The sequence below is a fragment of the Sorangium sp. So ce321 genome (assembly GCF_051530195.1).
Lineage (GTDB): Bacteria > Myxococcota_A > Polyangia > Polyangiales > Polyangiaceae > Sorangium.
This window is the reverse complement of the sequence record NZ_CP150329.1, coordinates 5579550-5596953: the sequence shown is the minus strand read 5'-3', so window position 1 is coordinate 5596953 and position 17404 is coordinate 5579550. Positions and strand designations below refer to the sequence as shown.

Annotated in this window: 13 protein-coding genes; 6 read left to right on the top strand and 7 right to left on the bottom strand. The window is 70.6% G+C overall.

What is annotated here, in order from left to right:
- The first annotated feature begins 1059 nt into the window (after nt 1-1059).
- The gene (locus WME89_RS20550; protein WP_438010820.1) at nt 1060-2268 is read left to right on the top strand and encodes a hypothetical protein; all 1209 of its coding nucleotides are present in this window, start codon (nt 1060-1062) and stop codon (nt 2266-2268) included.
- 205 nt (nt 2269-2473) lie between these two features.
- On the opposite strand, the gene WME89_RS20545 is transcribed toward WME89_RS20550, so the two are convergent.
- The 3 genes from WME89_RS20545 to WME89_RS20535 form a co-directional block, all read right to left on the bottom strand.
- Nucleotides 2474-4048: a dipeptidase gene (locus WME89_RS20545; protein ID WP_438010819.1), complete on the bottom strand. Its 1575-nt coding sequence runs from the start codon at nt 4046-4048 to the stop codon at nt 2474-2476.
- A 386-nt stretch (nt 4049-4434) separates the two neighbouring features.
- Nucleotides 4435-5157 carry a tetratricopeptide repeat protein gene (locus WME89_RS20540; RefSeq protein WP_438010818.1) on the bottom strand — a complete coding sequence of 241 codons (723 nt, stop codon included), beginning with the start codon at nt 5155-5157 and terminating at the stop codon, nt 4435-4437.
- 2 nt (nt 5158-5159) lie between these two features.
- Nucleotides 5160-7478 (bottom strand): 5'-nucleotidase C-terminal domain-containing protein, encoded by a 2319-nt coding sequence (locus WME89_RS20535; RefSeq protein WP_438010817.1) that lies wholly within the window; start codon nt 7476-7478, stop codon nt 5160-5162.
- A 269-nt stretch (nt 7479-7747) separates the two neighbouring features.
- Between WME89_RS20535 and WME89_RS20530 the strand changes: the two genes are divergently transcribed.
- Nucleotides 7748-9280, top strand: a complete 1533-nt coding sequence (locus WME89_RS20530; RefSeq protein ID WP_438010816.1) for a DUF1570 domain-containing protein — start codon at nt 7748-7750, stop codon at nt 9278-9280.
- A 552-nt stretch (nt 9281-9832) separates the two neighbouring features.
- Nucleotides 9833-10492, top strand: coding sequence for an SMI1/KNR4 family protein (locus tag WME89_RS20525; protein WP_438010815.1), 660 nt, complete (start codon nt 9833-9835; stop codon nt 10490-10492).
- Nucleotides 10493-10783: 291 nt separating this feature from the next.
- Here WME89_RS20525 and WME89_RS20520 read toward each other — a convergent pair whose 3' ends face one another.
- The 4 genes from WME89_RS20520 to WME89_RS20505 form a co-directional block, all read right to left on the bottom strand.
- The gene (locus tag WME89_RS20520) at nt 10784-11356 is read right to left on the bottom strand and encodes a hypothetical protein (RefSeq protein WP_438010814.1); all 573 of its coding nucleotides are present in this window, start codon (nt 11354-11356) and stop codon (nt 10784-10786) included.
- A 2-nt stretch (nt 11357-11358) separates the two neighbouring features.
- Nucleotides 11359-12729, bottom strand: coding sequence for a hypothetical protein (locus WME89_RS20515; RefSeq protein WP_438010813.1), 1371 nt, complete (start codon nt 12727-12729; stop codon nt 11359-11361).
- Nucleotides 12726-13658 (bottom strand): hypothetical protein, encoded by a 933-nt coding sequence (locus WME89_RS20510; RefSeq protein ID WP_438010812.1) that lies wholly within the window; start codon nt 13656-13658, stop codon nt 12726-12728. The genes WME89_RS20515 and WME89_RS20510 overlap by 4 nt, the downstream gene beginning before the upstream one ends.
- Nucleotides 13659-13757: 99 nt before the next feature.
- Entirely contained in the window at nt 13758-14711 is a 954-nt protein-coding gene (locus tag WME89_RS20505) for an STAS domain-containing protein (RefSeq protein WP_438010811.1), read from the bottom strand.
- A gap of 159 nt (nt 14712-14870) precedes the next feature.
- Here WME89_RS20505 and WME89_RS20500 point away from each other — a divergent pair, with 159 nt between their 5' ends.
- The 3 genes from WME89_RS20500 to WME89_RS20490 all read left to right on the top strand — a co-directional run bounded on the left by WME89_RS20500 (nt 14871) and on the right by WME89_RS20490 (nt 17246).
- Entirely contained in the window at nt 14871-15044 is a 174-nt protein-coding gene (locus tag WME89_RS20500) for a hypothetical protein (protein WP_438010810.1), read from the top strand.
- Nucleotides 15045-15153: 109 nt separating this feature from the next.
- A complete protein-coding gene (locus tag WME89_RS20495) occupies nt 15154-16005 on the top strand; it encodes a DUF350 domain-containing protein (protein WP_438010809.1) in 852 nt (283 codons plus the stop codon).
- Complete coding sequence (locus WME89_RS20490; RefSeq protein ID WP_438010808.1) at nt 16002-17246, top strand: glutathionylspermidine synthase family protein; 1245 nt, start codon at nt 16002-16004, stop codon at nt 17244-17246. The genes WME89_RS20495 and WME89_RS20490 overlap by 4 nt, the downstream gene beginning before the upstream one ends.
- The last annotated feature ends 158 nt before the right edge of the window (nt 17247-17404 follow it).

Here is a 17404-nt window from a genome sequence, read left to right as displayed (position 1 = left end):
CTGCCGCGTTCGCTTCACCGCCAGCCCGCGGAACCTCGTACAACGGCTGAGCAAATGTACAATCACAAAAGTCTTTGTTAAGGCAGTTGACGAAGTGCGTCTGCTGCTGATAGGGTGCGGTTGCCTGCTCGGTGCGCCAGCGAGGTCCGTGCGCGAGAAATCGAGCTCGCAGCGCCGAGGCCAGAGCCGGCCGCGATCCTGAGCCTCGGGGTGCGATGGCTTTGCGCGAGCCCCGGCCCCGGGGTGGACCGATGCACATCCTGGTGCATCCACTGGGATTCATCAGGCACAGTGGAACACGCATTCCGGGGCGCAGACCGCTCGCTCTGCTGCATCCATGATCTCGTCTCATGGCAATTGTTTGCTGATACGGGCATCGACACGAGCGGCGAGTCCGGGTGATCAAATTTCGGAGTCGCGGGAATGTCTGTGGGGATGGTCCACGGCGGGCGCGCGTCGTGTGCGGCTTGCGTGAAGCTTGAGGAAGGCAGGTTCTGATGTCCCTGAAGCACGAGCTTTCCTTGGGTCCTCCGCGAATGCTCCTGTCGCGCAGAGGATGCCATTCGCATGTCAATCTGGCCATCCTGCCTCCACCGCGACCACGGCCTCGTCCACCGGACATGCCGCCGGTGGCGGCGGCTCGAGCGGAGCGGGCGACGCGCACACAAAGGATCATTGCTTGGTCGGTCACTGCCGGCCTGCGAGAGCGACATGCTAAATATTAACCTGCTACACGTATCTGCGACTGACCACCGTACATCCCGACGGTGCCTCGCCACGCTCGTGGCGCTGAGCGCGCTGTCACTCAGCGCGTGCGTCGGTGAATCGGGCAACTCGTCGAGCGGCGGGTCAGAGGGCGGCGCGGGCGGCACCGATGTGACGACCGGACCAGGCGGCTCGATCTCGCAATCGAGCTCGCAGTCGGGCTCGGGCTCGGTCAGCAGCGGTGTCGGCGTCGGTGTCGGTGGCGGTGACGGTGACGGTGGCGGCACGCCCAGCCATCCGTTCGACCACTGCGTGGAGGGCTATCGTCCCCACCCGACCGACTCGAGCCCTACCATGAAGGACGGCCCCGCGGACTTCTTTCCGCCCGGCAACAGCGATCCGAACATCGTCGATACGACGGTGCAGCCGGAAGTCCTGAAGTGGATGTATGACCACTCCTGGCAGGATGCCCACGTCGAGTGGCACGCGGTCCGCGGGTGCAGCGTTCCGGGCGGCGGTGGGCTGAGCCGGGTGAACATCTGCTCGTTCACCCAGCTGGTCCCGGAGGATCAGAACTGTCAGACCGCCGGCGACGGTTACCAGTTCCTGGTGTTTCACCGTCACATGATCCAGGCGTTGAAGCAGCTCTGGCCCAACCATAGCGAGCAGTTCACGGGCTTCACCAAGTTCCCGACCTCGGCGGCGGACGTGCCGCCCCAGTGGCGCTCCGCGTGGAAGGACTGGGACGCGGCCGCGCTCGAGGCCGGGAGGATCGGCGACGAGATCGACAAGCCCGAGAACCTCGCGATGTTCCCGGATGAAGGCACGCTCGGCTTCTGGCTCCAGTGCAACGTGGGTCAGAGGCTGAGGGGGGCGACCAACATGCCGTGGGTGGGCCTCCACTTCGTGCTGCACGCCAAGTGGGCGCGGCCGGGCAACACGACGCACGGCGTGAACAACACCAGCGCGAACATCGACAACTACATGTTCTGGAAGCTCCATGGCTGGATCGACAACGTGTGGGAGAAGTATCGCCTGGCCAAGGGCCTGCTGCCGACGGACCAGAAGCTGAAGGACGATCTCGTCGCGCAGTGCCGCGAGATGGATACCGAGATCAAGATCATCCAGGACAACCTGACGCCCGGCGAGGTCCCGGATCCCAGCGAGCCCTTGCCGGTGGAGTCAGGGTTCTTCCACGAGCGGGTGCGGCCCATCCTCGAGAGCGCGACGAACCTGTGCACCGGCTGCCACGCCGAGGTGGGCGCCAATGCGAAGCTGACGCTCGGTGGCCACGTCAGCTCCAGGAAGATCGTCGACGGTCTGGTCAACAAGCCCTCCATCGGCGGCGGCCAGTTCAAGCTCGTCGTCCCAGGCGATCCCGACCACAGCTGGCTCTACCTCAAGGCCTCCGGCAGAGCGGAAGCCGCGGGCTGCCAGACGACCGCCACGGCGCAGTGCATCACGGGCGTGATGCCGCCCAGCACGGGCGGGCCGACCGTCAGCGCGGCGCAGCTCGAGGTCCTGCGTCAATGGATCCTGGACGGCGCTGAGGGCCCCCCCTGATCGCAGCGAGAGCTGAAGGCAGAGAAGGCAATGGGGACAGCCATGTCGGCGCGGCCGTCGCGCCAGCATGGCTGTCCACTCGCCCGGTCGCTGAGAGCACCCCGACCCCGGGCGATCAGGCGGGCGGGACGGCGCCGGTGGAGCGCGTGACCACCACCTTGCCCATGCGCCGCCCGCTTCGCGCGGACCCCCCTCTCGAGAGGGCCTACCGCGACAGCCTGAGATCCGGGGGCGGGGGCTCCGGCGCTCCACCCTTCAAGGCGCGCGGGACCGGCCTCGCAGGCGGGGGCGGCGGCACCAGCGCCCGCGGCGAGGGCAGCGGCTGCTCCGGCGGCGGCAGCGCGACCGGCGGGAGCGGCAGGTCGCGCAGCTCGGCCGCGCTGAGCTGCCGCGGGCTGCCGTCCCCGGACAGCGTGGTCTCCGTCGAGGCCGCATAGGCCTCGGCTTGCTCGAGGACCCGCGCGAAATTGCCGCCCAGCATGCTGAGGATGTCCCCTTCCGAGTAGCCGCGGCGAACGAGCTCCAGCGTGACGCTCGAGAGCCCGTCGTTGCTGGCGAGCCCTTCGTGGAGCGCATCGAGCTCACCGAAGCTGGAGCCGAGGCCGACGTGATCGACCCCCGCGACCTTCACCACGTGGTCGATATGGTCCACGAGCCGCGAGAGCGACGGCGCCATCACCGGCCCTTCCTGGGCCTTGAGCTTCTCGATCTCCTCGCGGAGCGCCGTCGTGTCGCCCTGGGACCTCTCGCCGAGCGCCTTGAGGTGCGCCCCGCACTTCTGCATGAAGCGCTCGGACTGCTCCGCATAGGCCTCGTCCAGGAAGAGCGCCCAGGAGTTCACCATGACGATGCCGCCGTTCTCCGCGACCGCGCGCAGCATGTAGTCGTCGACGCTGCGGCGACGGTGGCCGCCGGCGTGCATCGAGGAAGAGGCGATGACCGGCGCCTTGGCCACCTTCATGACGTCCTGGAACGTGCTGTCCGACGCATTCGAGACGTCGACCAGCATCCCGATCCGTTGCATCTCGCGGACCACGGCCTCACCGAAGGGGGAGAGGCCGCCGTGGCGGGCGACCCCGGGCTCGAGGGCTCCTCCCGCGGAGTCCGCCCAGTCGTTCGTGGTCGTGTCCGTGAGCGACATGGTGCGGACGCCGAGGCGGTAGAACGAGCGCAGCGCAGGCAGGGAGTTGTCGATGGCGTGACCGCCCTCGATGCCCATGAGCGCGGCGATCTTGCCTTCACGCTTGGCGCGGCGCACGTCTCTCGCGTTGCGCGCGAGCACCAGCGTGTCGCGGTGGCGCTCGATCTGCCGGTGGGTCGCGTCGATGAGGTCGAGCGCGCGGCGCGCGGCGCCGCCGCCGAGCGGCGAGGCCGCCTGCGACGAGGGCGCGCCGACGCGGATCGAGAAGAGCTCGCCGGCGATGCCCGCGGCCTTGATCCTGTCGAGCTCCGCGGCCGTCATCTCGTGATCCGGGCTCACCCGATCGAGCGAGCCGGCGAGGAGCAACGAGAGCGAGCCGCCGAGGCCGTCCACGAGGGTCGCCCTGGCTCGAAGCCGGGCGGCCCGCTGCTCCTCGGGCGTCGTGGGGACCGGCGTTGTCGGTGCCGGCGTCGCGGGCTCCGGCGGGCTCTCGACGACGTCGGGCGCGGCTGCGGCCCACGGCCCGACCTCGTCGATGGCCGGCGCGAAGAGATCGGGCGACTCCGCGGGCACAGAGGGGTGAACGCAGGCCGCGAGCGTCGCGGCGGCGAGGAACGCGAGGGACAGCGACGTACGCATGATCGGATCGTATCATGACGACTCGGCGCCTGAATGGCCCAATCGCCGGCGCGACTGTGCCCCGGAGACGCGGGCCGACAGCACCAACGGACGCGGGCGCGCCGGTCCCGATGGCCCCCCTCCACGCCGCTCGTTGCCGACGAAGCCACTCTGGCCACGGGCAGGCCGAGGCTCCCGACGCCCGGCGGCCGCCCCGAACGCGCGGCTGTCGCCGGCTCGCCCTCCACCATGCAACAGGACGCCTCATGCCGACATCGGCAGAGCCGTCGCGCGAAAGGCGACCTCTCATGACATGAGAGGGGACGGACCGGTTTGACGCCATGGCCGTCTTCAAGACGGTGATCGAGGCGGGCCCGGTCGCGGCGCCCCCATCGGGGACCGGCCGCCTACGGAGGAACCTGCCGGTGCTGGATGGCATGCTCGGCCTCCATCGTGTACCGGCGGCTCTCGGCCTCATCGGGCTCGAGCCCGAGCTCACCATAGAGATACGCCATCGCCAGCGTCTGGAGCGCCGCGGGGTGCTCCAGCTCGCCGGCGCGCTCGTAGAGCTCCACGGCCTTCCTGTCGTCCCTCGTCACGCCCGCGCCCGCGCGGTACGCGTTGGCGAGCAGGAACATCGCGTCCGGCGACCCTCCCTGCGCCGCGATCTCGAACCAGCGCGCGGCCTCCGCGGGGTCCGCCGTCGCGCCCTCGCCGTTCTGGCTCATCACGCCGAGGAAATACGCGGCGCTCGGGTGGCGCGAGGGCGCGGCGCGCAGCAGCCAGCCGCGGGCGCGCGCCGCGTCCCTGGGGACCGCCGGCAGGCCCTTCAGGTAGATCCTCCCGAGCGCGATCTGCGCCTCGACGTCTCCCTGCTCGGCCGCCCGCGCGAGCGCGTCCATCCCGGCGAGGACCTCCCCGGGATCCGCCAGCGTGAGCAGGCGAAAGCCGAGCGCCCGCGCGTCGACGCCGCCCGGGAGCGGAGCCCCGGCTCGCGGCGGCGACGAGGCCGCCGCGGCGAGCGCGGGGCGACCCGCCTCGGGACGCTCGCCCTCGCGTGGCGCCCCCAGGACGAGGGCGGCCACGACGCCGAGCACGACCGCGCCGCCGGCCACCGCGGTGAGCCGCACGCTCACCGGCTCAGGTCGATGGAGTAAACCGAGAGCATCTTGCCGCTGCCGTCATCCTCCGCGACGAGCGAGATGTTGCTCAGCCCGGCGGCCTGCGCCTTGGGCAGCGCGTTCTGCGCCGAGGTGAAGGTCACGAGGCCCATCGTCTCGACCTCGGCGAAGCGCCAGCTGCGGGCGGAGCCGTGCTCGGCCCGCGTGAGGCTCTCGACCCTCTTGATGTACGCGATGAGCACCTCGCGGTTCGTGTCCGGCGCGACGTAGATCGTCTTCGAGCCGTCGAGGCCAGGGAAGCCGCCGCCGCCGCTCGCGCGGTAGTTGTTCGTCGCCACGATGAACTCCGCCGCCGGGTCCATGGGCTCCCCGTTCCACAGGAGGTTCTTGATCCGCCCGCTGGCCTTCATCCCCATGGGCGGGAGCGGCTGCGTCACGTCGATCTCGTACGAGATCCGGCTGTCCGTGAACACGTCGAAGTTGTAGCCGGGCATCGCGACGTTGATGAGCGGCTGCGGCTCGGTCTCGCTCGGGTCGATCTGATTGAAGCGCATCGCGGCCCTCTCCAGCCAGTCGAGGAGGTCGGCGCCGGTGACCTTCACCGCCTGGAGCGTGTTCGCGTACAGGTAGAGGTCGGCCGCGTTGTTGATCGCGATGCTCCCCGCCGGCACGGCGGTGTAATCGTTGCCGCCCTGAAAGCCGGACTTGAACGGCGCGCTCACCGAGAGCACGGGGAGCGCCGCGTACTGCGGCAGGTTCTCCTCGATGTAGCGAGCGACGTAGTCCGCCTGGGCCTGGTTGACGATCTGGATCGCGGTGACGTCCCCCACGTCGGCGAACATCGACGACATCTCGAAATCGGTCGTGCCGATGGGCGTCCTGACGTAGGCCATCGTCGCCTGGTGCTCGGCGTCGAGGAGCGGCGCGATGGAAGGGTCGGCCTCGACGAAGACCTTCGTCTTGTCCGGCTGCGCGTCGCAGAGGGTCGCGAACGCGCACGGCGCCCCCGTGCGCCAGCGCTCCATCGCGTCGCACGCCTCGGGGAGCCCGCCCTTGCAGCTCGTGGCGATCGGCCGGGCCTCGACGACCGTCGTCGCCTTGTCGACCGTCCAGCCCTTGCCGTCGTGGGTGAGCCCCATCTTGATGACGCCGAGGTGCTGGCCCCAGAAGTTCGCCATCACCGCGGGGACGCCGTCGACCGTCCCCGCGTCCTTGTCGACCTTGGGCAGGCTGAACTGGGCCACGGTGCTGTTCGGGTTCGGGAAGATCTGGTGCGAGTGGCCCATGAGCATCGCGTCGATGCCGGGCACCTGGGCGAGGTACCACGCCTGGTTCTCGAGGGTGGGCGTGTAGGGCGAGGCGTCGAGGCCGCCGTGGATGATGGCGACGACGAGCTCGGCCCCCCTGGCGCGGAGGTCGTCCACGAGCGGGGCCGCGACGTCCTTCACCCCCTTCGTGAAGACCTTGCCGTCGAGCCACTTCTTGTCCCAGCTCAGGATCGTCGGCGGCGTGAAGTCGATGAAGCCGACCTTCAGCGTGCTCTCGATGGCGCCGCCGCCCGGCGCCGTCGCCGTGATGGTCTTCTCGACGAGGACGGTCGGCGAAAAGAGCGTCTCGTTCGTCTTCAGGCTGAAGATGTTGGAGTTCACCTGCGGGAACCGCGGGCCCTCGCAGCCCGCCGACGCAGCGAGATCGAGCCCCTCGACGTCGAAGGGGGTGTGGGTCACCTGCGAGAGGAAGGCGAGGCCGTAGTTGAACTCGTGATTGCCAATCCCGCCGACGTCGAACCCCATGTGGTTCATCGTCTTGTAGATGGCCAGCGTCTCGCCGCACCCGATCGGCTCGACGAGCGCCTGGTAGTCGGCGAGCACGGTGCCCTGGATGGTGTCGCCGTTATCGACGAGGATGTTGTTCGGGAGCTCGGCGCGCGCCTGGTTGACGAGGGTCGCGGTGCGCTCGAGGCCAATCGACGGGTCCGCGACCAGCTTGAAGTAATCGAAGCCGAGGATGTTGGTGTGGAGATCGGTCGTCTCGAGCAGCGCGAAGTCGGCCGTGGCCCCGCTCGGCGTCGCGGGCGCTCCCCCCGCGCCGCCTCCCCCGTCGCCGCCTCCCGCCGCGCCGCCTCCCCCGTCGCCGCCTCCCGCCGCGCCGCCTCCCCCGTCGCCGCCTCCCGCCGCGCCGCCTCCCCCGTCGCCGCCTCGCCCGCCCGAGCCGGTGGAGGTGGAGGTCGTCGAGCCTGCGCCGCCCTCGTCGTCGCCGCACGCGGCCAGCGCGGTCATGGCCAGGATCACCGAGGAAACCGCCGCTATCCGTCCGGCTCGACCTGTCATCGTGAGCACCTTTCCGAGCGCCGCTTCGGCCGATGCCTCTTCGCGTGCGTACAGCCACCTTGAAGGGGGCGACCGAGTTCTGGCACTCCCGCACGGCCGGATCAAGGGGGATGATGCGCTGCTCGGCCCGTCAGCAGCACCGGATAGGTGACCCGGCGGGAGAGCGGTTGATCGGCGCTCTCCGCACGCCGCTGTGTCCGTCCGATGGACGGCCGATGACAGCCTCGTCTATGCTCGCCACCTGCGGAGAACCGCGCGGAAGGACGCTCATGCACCGGAGACTCCCAGCGATCTGCATGCTCCTGCTCGCCGTATGGCTGCTGTCCATCACGGGCTGCGCCGCTGTGCCGCTCGCGCACCGCGAGCGCAGCTCGGGCGCGTGGGTGCGGCTCCGGACGGAGCACTTCGATCTGTGGACCGATCTCACCGTCGGCGAGGCGCGGCGCGCCGCCGAGGCGCTCGAGCGCACCCGCGCCGCGCTCGTGACCGCGGCCTGGAGCAAGGGCGCAGCGAGGCGGTCGACCGTCCGCGCGAACGTCGTCGTGCTCGCGAGTGGCCTCGATTTCGATCGGTACGCGGACAGCCGCTTCACGGGCGTGTTCAGCGAGCTGGGGCGGCCGACCATCTTCCTCTGGGGGTCGCCGGAGCGCTGGGAGCGACGCGAGCACCTGAAGGACGCGTCGACCACATCGGTGCTCCGCCACGAGCTCGTCCACCAGCTCGCCGCCGGGATCTACGGCCGGCAGCCGCGGTGGTTCGCCGAGGGGCTCGCGCAGCTCCTCGAGTCGCTCGTCGTCTCCGACGAGGGCACGACGGCCATCCTCGGTCGCCCCAACCTCGTCGCGCTGCGCAACTACAGAAGGCAGCGCACGTTCGGCGTGCGCGACGCCCTCGCGTGGAAGTCCGACGAGGGCATGGGTGAAGGCGCGATTCAGGGCCTCTACGGGCTGAGCTGGTTGATGGTGTACTGGATGTACAACACGCAGCCGGACGCGTTCGCGGCGTACCAGGGGCGGCTGGCGGCGGGGGTCGACCCCGAGCGCGCCTGGCAGGAGAGCTTCGGGGCGCTCTCCCTCGACGAGCTCGACAAGCAGCTCTATCACTACGCGCGCTTCGGCAAGTTCCAGGAGGTCAATGTCCCGCTCGAGCCGGTGAAGACCGAGCCGACGCCGGCGACGATCACCGCGGCCGACGTCCACGCCCTGCGCGCGCAGCTCGCGCTCACCGGCGCGTCGCTCCGGGCGGACGACGCGCTCCAGAAGGAGGCGCGCAGGGAGCTCGAATGGGCGCTCAGGCTGGAGCCGGCGAACGTCCTCGCCCTGCGGGTCCTGATGCAGCTCGAGAGAGGCCTGCCGATCGGCGAGTGGATCAGCCGCCTGGAGGAGCAGGTGGTGCGTCGGCCCGACGACGGGGACGCGTGGCTGCTCCTCGGCCAGCTGCTCGGCCGGCAGGATCGCGACGCGGAGCAGGTCGCGGCGCTGCGCCGGGCCGTCGCGCTCCTGCCCGGCAACGCCAATGCCTACAACGACCTCGCGTGGGCGCTCGTCAACGAGGGGCACCCGGAGGAGGCGCTCCCCCTGGCGACGAAGGCCGCCATGCTCGCCCCCTGGAACGCCTCGATCCTCGACACGTACGCCGCGAACCTGTTCGCGCTCGGGCGCTGCCCCGACGCGCTCCGGGTGCAGGCGCGCGCCGTCGACCTCATCTCCCATCGCGCGCAGGGCTCCAGCGGCGCGCGCTGGCTCACCGACAAGCTCGCCGAATACCAGCGCTCCTGCGGCCAGCCCGCGAAGTCCCCATGAGAGGACGATGGCCAGCGCAGGAGCGCGGCGAGCGCGACGTGCCGCGGCGAGCGCGGCGAGCGCGGCGAGCGCGGCGAGCGCGGCGAGCGCGGCGAGCGCGGCGAGCGCGGCGAGCGCGGCGAGCGCGGCGAGCGCGGCGAGCGCGGCGAGCGCGGCGAGCGCGGCGAGCGCGGCGCGCCGCGGCTGCCGCGCCTGGCGGCGTCAGCGGCTCACCGCGCCTGGCGGCACCTGCGCTGAAGCGCGCACACGACACCTCGCACGCAGATCGGCTGTGATCCGCGAGACATCGAGTAAGCGTGGCGCCGATTCGCGCTGTCGATTCTTCTCCGCTGCTTGCCCCCGACGACGACCGGACGGGCTCTTCATCGGCGTGCACTCCTTATAATATCTGCGTCGCCTGGCGGCGCGTATCTGCGCCGCCAGGCGGTGCGGGTGCGCGCGCGACGCGGATGTAGGTGGGGGGACGCGCGGAGACCCGCCGGGCTCGACGTTGCCATGACGTCCACATCGGCCTCGCCCCGCTCGGATTGACTTTCAGGGTCTCTGCGCGACATGGTGAGCCACATCGTGATCAGCGATCTCATCGAATCGGTCATGGCGATCGCCTTCGGCGTCCGCCGACCCGAGGACGGCTGTACGGAGGCGGACCTCTGTGCCGCCGAGCAGCGCCTCGGCCTGTCCCTGCCGGCGGCGCTGCGGGACTACCTCGCCACGGCGGGACGCCATCGCGGCATGACGGATGCCGACTTCCACGTGCTGCCGCCCGACAAGCTCAGGCTGGCGGGGGACTGCCTGGTTTTCTGCGAGGAGAACCAGTATGTTGCCGAGTGGGGCATCCAGGCGGCCGACAGGGCGTCTCCCAACCCCCGGGTGAGCGGCCGCGCCCACAACACCGAGAAGTGGTACAGCGAGGGGTCCAGGCTCTCGGGCTTCCTGATCCATGTGGCGACCTGGCAGGCCGTCATCTCGATGCCGGAGTGCTCGCGCTGCGAGCTGCCCGAGAAGGAGCTGAAGGCGCTGGAGCCGCTGCTGGAGTGCATCGGCGACAAGAAGCTGCGCTCCGGCGGGCACCGCGTCAGCTTCATCGACCGGACCAACGCGCTGCTGGCGACCTACCTCCACAACTCCGAGACCCTGTACGTGGGCGCCGCCCGGCCCGAGGCGCTCGAGGCCTTCGAGGCGCGCTGCGGGCTCGAGCTCGACGCCCTCTGAGCGAACGGCCGGTCATCAACGTGATCGGTGTTCCAGAGCGCTTTTCGCTCGGGTTTGAGACAGACGTCTTTCTCGTCTCTCGTCCTTCGTTTTCCGTCTCCCGTCTCCCGTCTCTCGTCTTTCGTCTGTCTTCCCCGTGCGCGTGCGCGTGCGCGTGCGCGATTTCCCGGAGTCAGCGCGCACGCGCACGCGCACGCGCACGCGCACGAAGGACGAGCACGGAAGACGGAAGACGGAAGACGGAAGACGGAAGACGGAAGACGGTGTAAAAATCCCGGCTTAAAGACCGCTCTAGACGATCTGCCGAAGGTAGTGGAACTTGGGGTCCTTCAGGTCCTCGGGCGTGAGCGCCCACCCCTCGTCCCGCGGGATCAGGTAGATGACATCCGACTTGACGCTGGCGAAGCTCACGTGCCCCAGGCTCTGGAGGATGTGGCCGAAGACGTCGCGGCGCCAGAGGCGGTCCTTCGGGACGTCGCAGACCGTGCGGAGCATCCGATCCGTCGGTGAGCCCTGCACCAGCAGGAACGCCATCGTGAAGGTCAAGTAGCGCGGCTGGCCGCGGTACGCGTCCGGCGTCCCCGAGGGGCCCTTGCGCGCGCCCTCCTCGGTGATCATGCCGCGAGACCACATGCCGAAATCGTTGAGCGCCCGGGAATCGTCGTCGAAGTAGTCCCAGCAGCCCTTCTCGAGGACGTGCAGGTTGGCGAGCAGCGCCACCTGCGCGCGGCGGTACTGGTGCCACTTCTGGTTCAGGCTCATCGTCTCGCAATGGCCCATGATCGACTCGTGCAAGGTGCGCTGCAGCGGGCTCCCGGGGTCGATGCGCGCGCACACCTCCATCGCGAAGATCGAATGCTCCACGATCAGCCTCCGTATCCGCCCGAGGCCCGGTTCCACGAGCCGCTCCGGCTGAGCGCCGCGCCGAGGATCACGCCGGTGCCGAGCGCCACGACGACAGGCACCGTCCCGAAGGTCTCCGGGACGCGCGGCGCCCCGCCAGGCGTGCTGCCGCTCGAGAACGGCGTCGCGCGCAACGTCGGCGTGTAGAGCTTGCCCGGCCTCCTCACCCGCGCGGACGGCTCGACCGGCGCCGGCACCGGCGGGCGCGGCGGCCCCCACGGGTAGTCCACCCAGAACCAGCCGTGCGACGCGGCGCCACCGCCATAGTAATAAGGAGGCCAGTCCTCCGTCTCGACCGCGGGCTTCGCCTCCGCGGGGTCCGGGGCGAAGACGTTCGCGGCCATCATGCGCACGTCGAGCTGGCGCGCCCGGTAGGCGACGAGATCGTCGTTGAGGTCGTCGGACTCGATCGTGTCCAGATCGGTGGGCACGACATAGAGCACGCGGCGGACCCCCCGGTCCCAGAGCGCATCGGCGGCCGGCAACCTCGCGACATACCGGTTGTCGAACTGCGCCGCGTCGTCCGAGTACGCCGAGAGCCGCTGCCGATCGAGGACGAACATCGTCGCGCGGGGGCCGGCAGCCGAGCGGGCGAAGAGCGGCTGATAGTAAGCCGCCGCGGCGAGCGTCAGGTGCGCCTTGACGACGCCGCGCGGGTGCGGCCAGTTGTCGAAGGTGAACACCGGCTCGAACGCCTCCGCCGCGCCGGCGGCGAAGGCCACCGACTCGGGGCCGTCCAGGTCCACGATGACCAGGATGTCCCGGCGGAGGCCGCTGTCGGTGCGCGCGGCCAGGAGCAGCGAAGCGAGCGCCTTGCCGCTCCGGTAGGCCCTGTCCATCGCCTGCGTGAAGATCGGCCGGAGCACGTTGACGAGCGGCGTGACGGGCGCCGGATCGCCCTGGGCGACGACCGTGGGCGTCGCGTGAGGCGACTCGAACAGCGAGGGCACGTAGTAGGCGCGCAGGGCCTCTTCCGCCGGCCGCAGGTCCGTGGACATCCGGGCGAGCGCGCCCTGGTCGAACGGCTTCTTCGACTCGCCGTCGAACGTCACGCTCTCCTGCGCGGCGCCGAAGCTCCAGCCGAAGGTCCGCTGCAGGTCGAGCGCCTGCTTCCGCTGGACCTCGGTCTCCTCGTCCGAGCACCCGTCGGCGGCCACGGCGATCGCCGCCGCGACACCGGCGAGCCCGACCGCGCCGAGCGCGAGCATGATCGCGCTCCGCCGCGAGGCGTCCTTCGGCGCCTCGGCGAGGCCCTGGTGCCACCAGCGCGCGCCCACGATCCCGGGCTTGTCGAGCACCTCGGCTCGCTCGAACGGCTCGTCCAGCTTGCTCACGCGGCGGCCTCCCCGGCGTCGCGAGGCGCGGGCGGCGACGGCGCGGGCCGCGCCGGCGAGGCGCCATGATCGCGCCGGAGCGCCTCGATGAGCTCCGGCGTGAAGGTGCCGTCGACGCGCAGCGAGTACCTGAAGAACGGATCCGCCTCGACGCCGTGGTAGTCGTGATCGTTGAACCAGTAGGCGCGGCCGCCGACAGGCGTCTTCCGCCGCGCCTGCTCGTCCCACAGGAACAGGCGCTTGTTGCCCGCCGGGCAGAGCGTGATGAAGTGGTCGGGCTCGCGCTGCGCGCGCTCTCGCAACGTCCCCTCCCCTTGCGCCCCCTCCCCGTCGCGGTGCACCGTACCGTGGTCGTTCGCCTCGAGACCCATGACGTTGCAGCGCCCGATCGACGAGAACGGCAGTCGCTTCACGTACGCGATCGTCTTCGGGAAGAACGACCTCGCGAGCCGGGTGAAGTCCTTGCCCTCGCTCCGGCTCTTGTCGCTCCAGTAGCGGTTGGGGATCAGCTCGACATAGACCTTCCAGGGGAAATAGACCCCGTGGCGGAACTTGAGCCAGAGCATCTGCCGGCGCGAGAGCGGTAGTTCGCGCTCCTCGCCGAACTCGAGCGTCGCGCGGGATGACCGGTCGATCGCGGCGGGGTCGTCCGAGAGGCGCTGGAACGTCAGGAACTCCTCGTCGCTCAGGCCGCGGATCACCTCACCGTAGTCGGCGAGCGCTTCGCCGCGGCGCGACGGGGGCATGATCCCCATCGTGCGGTGGCTGCCGCCGGTGTAGTCGATCGGCACCTGCGTGAGCGCGAGGCAGATCTCCTCGTGGATCTCCGCGAGCGGCGAGAGATCGAGGTACGGCTCCAGATCGATGTAAGGGCGCGCAAAGATGCCCTGAATGCCCTGGGTGCCTGAGTCGCGATGAGGTTCGGCCATGGGGACGCCGCGGGAGCCGGGCCGCCTCGCCCGGCACGCCTACCCATATCACAAAGGCCGGCCCGCCCCGCAAACCCGCAAGGCCGGAGACGCGTGGCGCTACGTGGGCTCGGGGCGCCCGAACAGCAGACGCCGCAGCCCCTCCTGCAGCGTGGCGAACGTCGGGACCCCCTCGAAGTCGAGGCCGCACTCGACCAGCATCCGCGCCGTGCGGCCCGAGATCCCGACGATCAGGCACTGTGCGCCGAGGAGCCCGGCGGCGCGCACCGTGTCGCGCAGGTGCCGCGCCGCGTGCGCGTCAATCTGCGGCACCCCGGTGACGTCGATGATGACGTGCTCCGCGCTGGTGGCCGTGATGCTCTGCAGGAGCACGTCGAGGACGCGCGCGGCCCGGTCCGGATCGATGTGGCCGATCAGCGGCACCGCCAGGATGCCGCTCCAGACGCGGAGCACAGGCGTGGACAGCGTGGCAATGGCGCGCTGCTGCTCCTCGCTGATCCGGAGCTGCTCGGCCAGCTCGGCCGTCCGCTCGGCGACCGCCGTCTCGAGCTGCTGCTTCTGGGCTCGCAGCTCGTCCTCCGAGCGCTTGAGCTCTCCGACGTCCATGTGGAGCTGGACCACCTCGCGTGGGCCCGACGTCCCCTTGACCGGGAGGAGCGCCGACGCGACCCAGCGGGCTGAGCCGTACCCGGTCAGCTCGACGGGATCGTACCGGATCGTCGGCAGCCTCGTGGCCTCTCCGTCGTGGAAGGCCCGCTCGACGACGGGCAAGAACCCGGCCGCGGCCACCTGCGCGTCCTTCAGGAGGGAATAGCTGCCGTGGATCTCCTCCGGCCGGAGCCCCCAGAGCCTGTCCCAGCAGGCGTTTGCCTCCGCGCTGTAGCCGTCGCGGTAAATCTGGACGCTGACGACGCCACCGTCGTAGATCGCCTGGTAACGGCGCGCGGGGACCTCGAGCTCGGCGACCCGCCGCCGGAGCTCCTCGTTCTCACGCCGAAGCTCTTCGATGGTCTGCTCCTCGTGGGAAAGCGCGGCGGATTCGGTGGGTTCCATGGTCGTCCGTGCGGTGCTGAAGCGCGGGCCTCACGTGAGCAGCGTCGCAGCGGCGACGCCAGCGGCCCAGGGAACGGGATAGAGGAGCCGCGAGCGTGCCGCAAGGCGGACAGCGCACCGGCGCCAGCGCACAGGCGTAGATACCGTACGCGTGCCCACATGGACGTTCCGAGAACCGCCGAGCTCGCCAAGGCCGTCGCAGGAGCCGTCCCCGTCGACGCGAGCACAGAAGTCATCCACTTCTATCATGCCGTCGAGCACATGAATGTCGCCCCGGGCGCCGCGCACCGCGAGGAGATGATCAAAACGCTCCTCGGCGACCGCCAGCGGTGATCCCTTCGTCCGGACGCGCGCCACACCCGGCCCGCAAGCCCGGAGACGACCGGCGCCGCCCGCGCTCGGGGCTTGTGACGTCGCGGCGCGTTCTGTAGCGTGCGGGCCCATGGATCTGTCCTACGTCATGGGGTTCGGGCTGGGCACCACGCTCGCTCTGCTCGCCCTCCTGCGCATCGGGCAGCGGATCTTCTCGCCGGCGCACACCGTCGCCCGCGATCTCGCCGAGAGCAACGCCGCGCGCCGGCTGCTCACGGTCGGCCAGGTGCTCGCGGTGTTCCTCGTCGCCGCGAACGCCGTCAAGAACTGCCTCGACGGGTCGAGCTTCGCGCGCGACCTCCTCTGGGTGAGCGCGTTCGCGGTCGTGGGCCTCGTCCTCGTGATCGCCACCGGCGAGCTCGGCATCCGGCTCCTGCTCAGGGCGCGGCTCCCGGCCGAGATCGAGCGCGGCAACGCCGCGGCCGGGCTCGCGGCGGGCGCGCACTACGTGGCGACCGGGCTCATCACCTCACGCGCGATCGCCGGCCAGGACCTCGGCGATCTCGCGATCTCCCTCGGCTTCTTCCTGCTCGCGCAGGCCACGCTGCACGTGTTCATCTCGCTCTTCCGGGCGCTCACCACCTACGACGACGCCGAGCAGATCCAGGGCGAGAACCTCGCGGCCGCGCTGAGCTACGCCGGCGCCTCGATCGCGGTGGCGGTCATCATCGCGCGGGCGCTCGAGGGCGACTTCGAGGGGCTCTTCGTCTCGCTGAAGGGCTACGGCGGCGTGCTGCTCTACCTGCTCGCCCTCTACCCTGTCCGGCAGCTCCTCGTGCAGAGCCTGCTGCTCGGCGCGCCGCTCTCGCTGCGCGGCGGCCGCCTGGACGCCGGCATCGCGGCCGACCGCAACGAGGGCATGGGCGCCCTCGAGGCGGCGACCTATCTCGCCACCTCCATCGCCATCGCGCGCCTCCTGTGAGCGACGCGCTCCGCGCCTACGACGCCTTCGCCGCGAGGATCGTCGAGACGGGCCTCATCACCGATCCGTGGGTGGACGGCGCGCCGCGCTTCCGCGAGGAGCCGGTGCTCGTCACGGCGGCGGAGCAGCGCGCGCTGTACCGGGCCGCCGAGGAGGTCGCGGCCGTCTACAACGAGCTCTGCCTCCTCGTCGCGGACGAGCCCTCGCTGCTCGATGACTTCTTCTGTCTCACGCCCTGGCAGAAGGCGATGTGGCTCTCGTCGCAGCCGCTCTGGCACGGCATCGCGCGCGCCGACGTCTTCCTGACGGACGAGGGGCCCGCGATCGCCGAGCTGAACTGCGACACGCCGACGGGCGAGGCGGAGGCGGTCGTGCTGAGCGCGCTCGCCGCGCCGGGCCATCCCGGCGCGCGGGACCCCAACGTCGAGCTCGGGGCCCGGTTCTGCGCCATGGTGGACGAGGTCGCCCGCGCGCTGCTCGGCGAGGCCGCGACGCGGCGCCTCGGCTTCGTCTATCCGACGGAGTTCACCGAGGACCTCTCGGTGATCCGCCTGTACCGGCGCTGGCTCGAGGAGCGCGGCTACGCGGTGATCCTCGGCTCGCCGTACAACCTCGGCCACGACGATCGCGGCCTGTCGCTCTTCGACACGCCGTTCTCGGTGCTGCTCCGCCACTACAAGACCGACTGGTGGGGAGAGCGCTCGAGCGTGTGGACCGACGAGCAGATCCCCGACGCCGAGCCGCTCGCCGGCCCGCTCGGCGCCGTGCTCTCCGCCGCGGCCGACGGGCGCGTCGCGGTCCTGAACCCGCTCGGCGCCGTGCTGCCGCAGAACAAGCGGTCGATGGCGTTCATGTGGGAGCACATCCACCGCTTCTCGCCGCACGCGCAGTCGGTGATCCAGCGCCATGTCCCGGTGACGTCGCGGCTGGAGACGGTGCACCCCGAGCTGCTGCTCGCGCAGCGCGAGGAGTGGGTCCTGAAGAGCGATTACGGCGCCGAGGGAGAAGAGGTGATCCTCGGGCGCCACACGCCCGACGACGTCTGGCGCGCTTCCCTGGCCAAGGCGCGCGAGGGCCGGTGGATCGCCCAGCGGTACTTCGCCGCGCTGGAGAACGAGCGGCGGGAGTCGGTCAACTACGGCATCTACCTGATCGCCGGCGAGGCGTGCGGCATCTACGCGCGCGTGCAGGCCGGGATGACGGACGCGACCGCGCTGAGCGCGCCGGCGCTGGTGCGGTAGGGACAGCGCATCACGACCGCGCCTTTACCACCAGGAACGGCGGCAGCCGTCGGAGCCGTCGGACAAACATCAACGCCGCTCGCGTCGCCCTCATTGCGCCGCACACCGAGCAATTCCTTGCGCGCCTTCCCGAACTCCAGCAGCGCCGGCTTGCCATC

What these genes read in the sequence shown, in the direction of transcription:
- WME89_RS20495 (WP_438010809.1), top strand. Translation starts at nt 15,154, where the DNA reads ATGGATCTGTCCTACGTCATGGGGTTCGGGCTGGGCACCACGCTCGCT.
- WME89_RS20500 (WP_438010810.1), top strand. Translation starts at nt 14,871, where the DNA reads ATGGACGTTCCGAGAACCGCCGAGCTCGCCAAGGCCGTCGCAGGAGCC.
- WME89_RS20530 (WP_438010816.1), top strand. Translation starts at nt 7,748, where the DNA reads ATGCACCGGAGACTCCCAGCGATCTGCATGCTCCTGCTCGCCGTATGG.
- WME89_RS20510 (WP_438010812.1), bottom strand. Translation starts at nt 13,658, where the DNA reads ATGGCCGAACCTCATCGCGACTCAGGCACCCAGGGCATTCAGGGCATC.
- WME89_RS20525 (WP_438010815.1), top strand. Translation starts at nt 9,833, where the DNA reads ATGGTGAGCCACATCGTGATCAGCGATCTCATCGAATCGGTCATGGCG.
- WME89_RS20545 (WP_438010819.1), bottom strand. Translation starts at nt 4,048, where the DNA reads ATGCGTACGTCGCTGTCCCTCGCGTTCCTCGCCGCCGCGACGCTCGCG.
- WME89_RS20535 (WP_438010817.1), bottom strand. Translation starts at nt 7,478, where the DNA reads ATGACAGGTCGAGCCGGACGGATAGCGGCGGTTTCCTCGGTGATCCTG.
- WME89_RS20550 (WP_438010820.1), top strand. Translation starts at nt 1,060, where the DNA reads ATGAAGGACGGCCCCGCGGACTTCTTTCCGCCCGGCAACAGCGATCCG.
- WME89_RS20505 (WP_438010811.1), bottom strand. Translation starts at nt 14,711, where the DNA reads ATGGAACCCACCGAATCCGCCGCGCTTTCCCACGAGGAGCAGACCATC.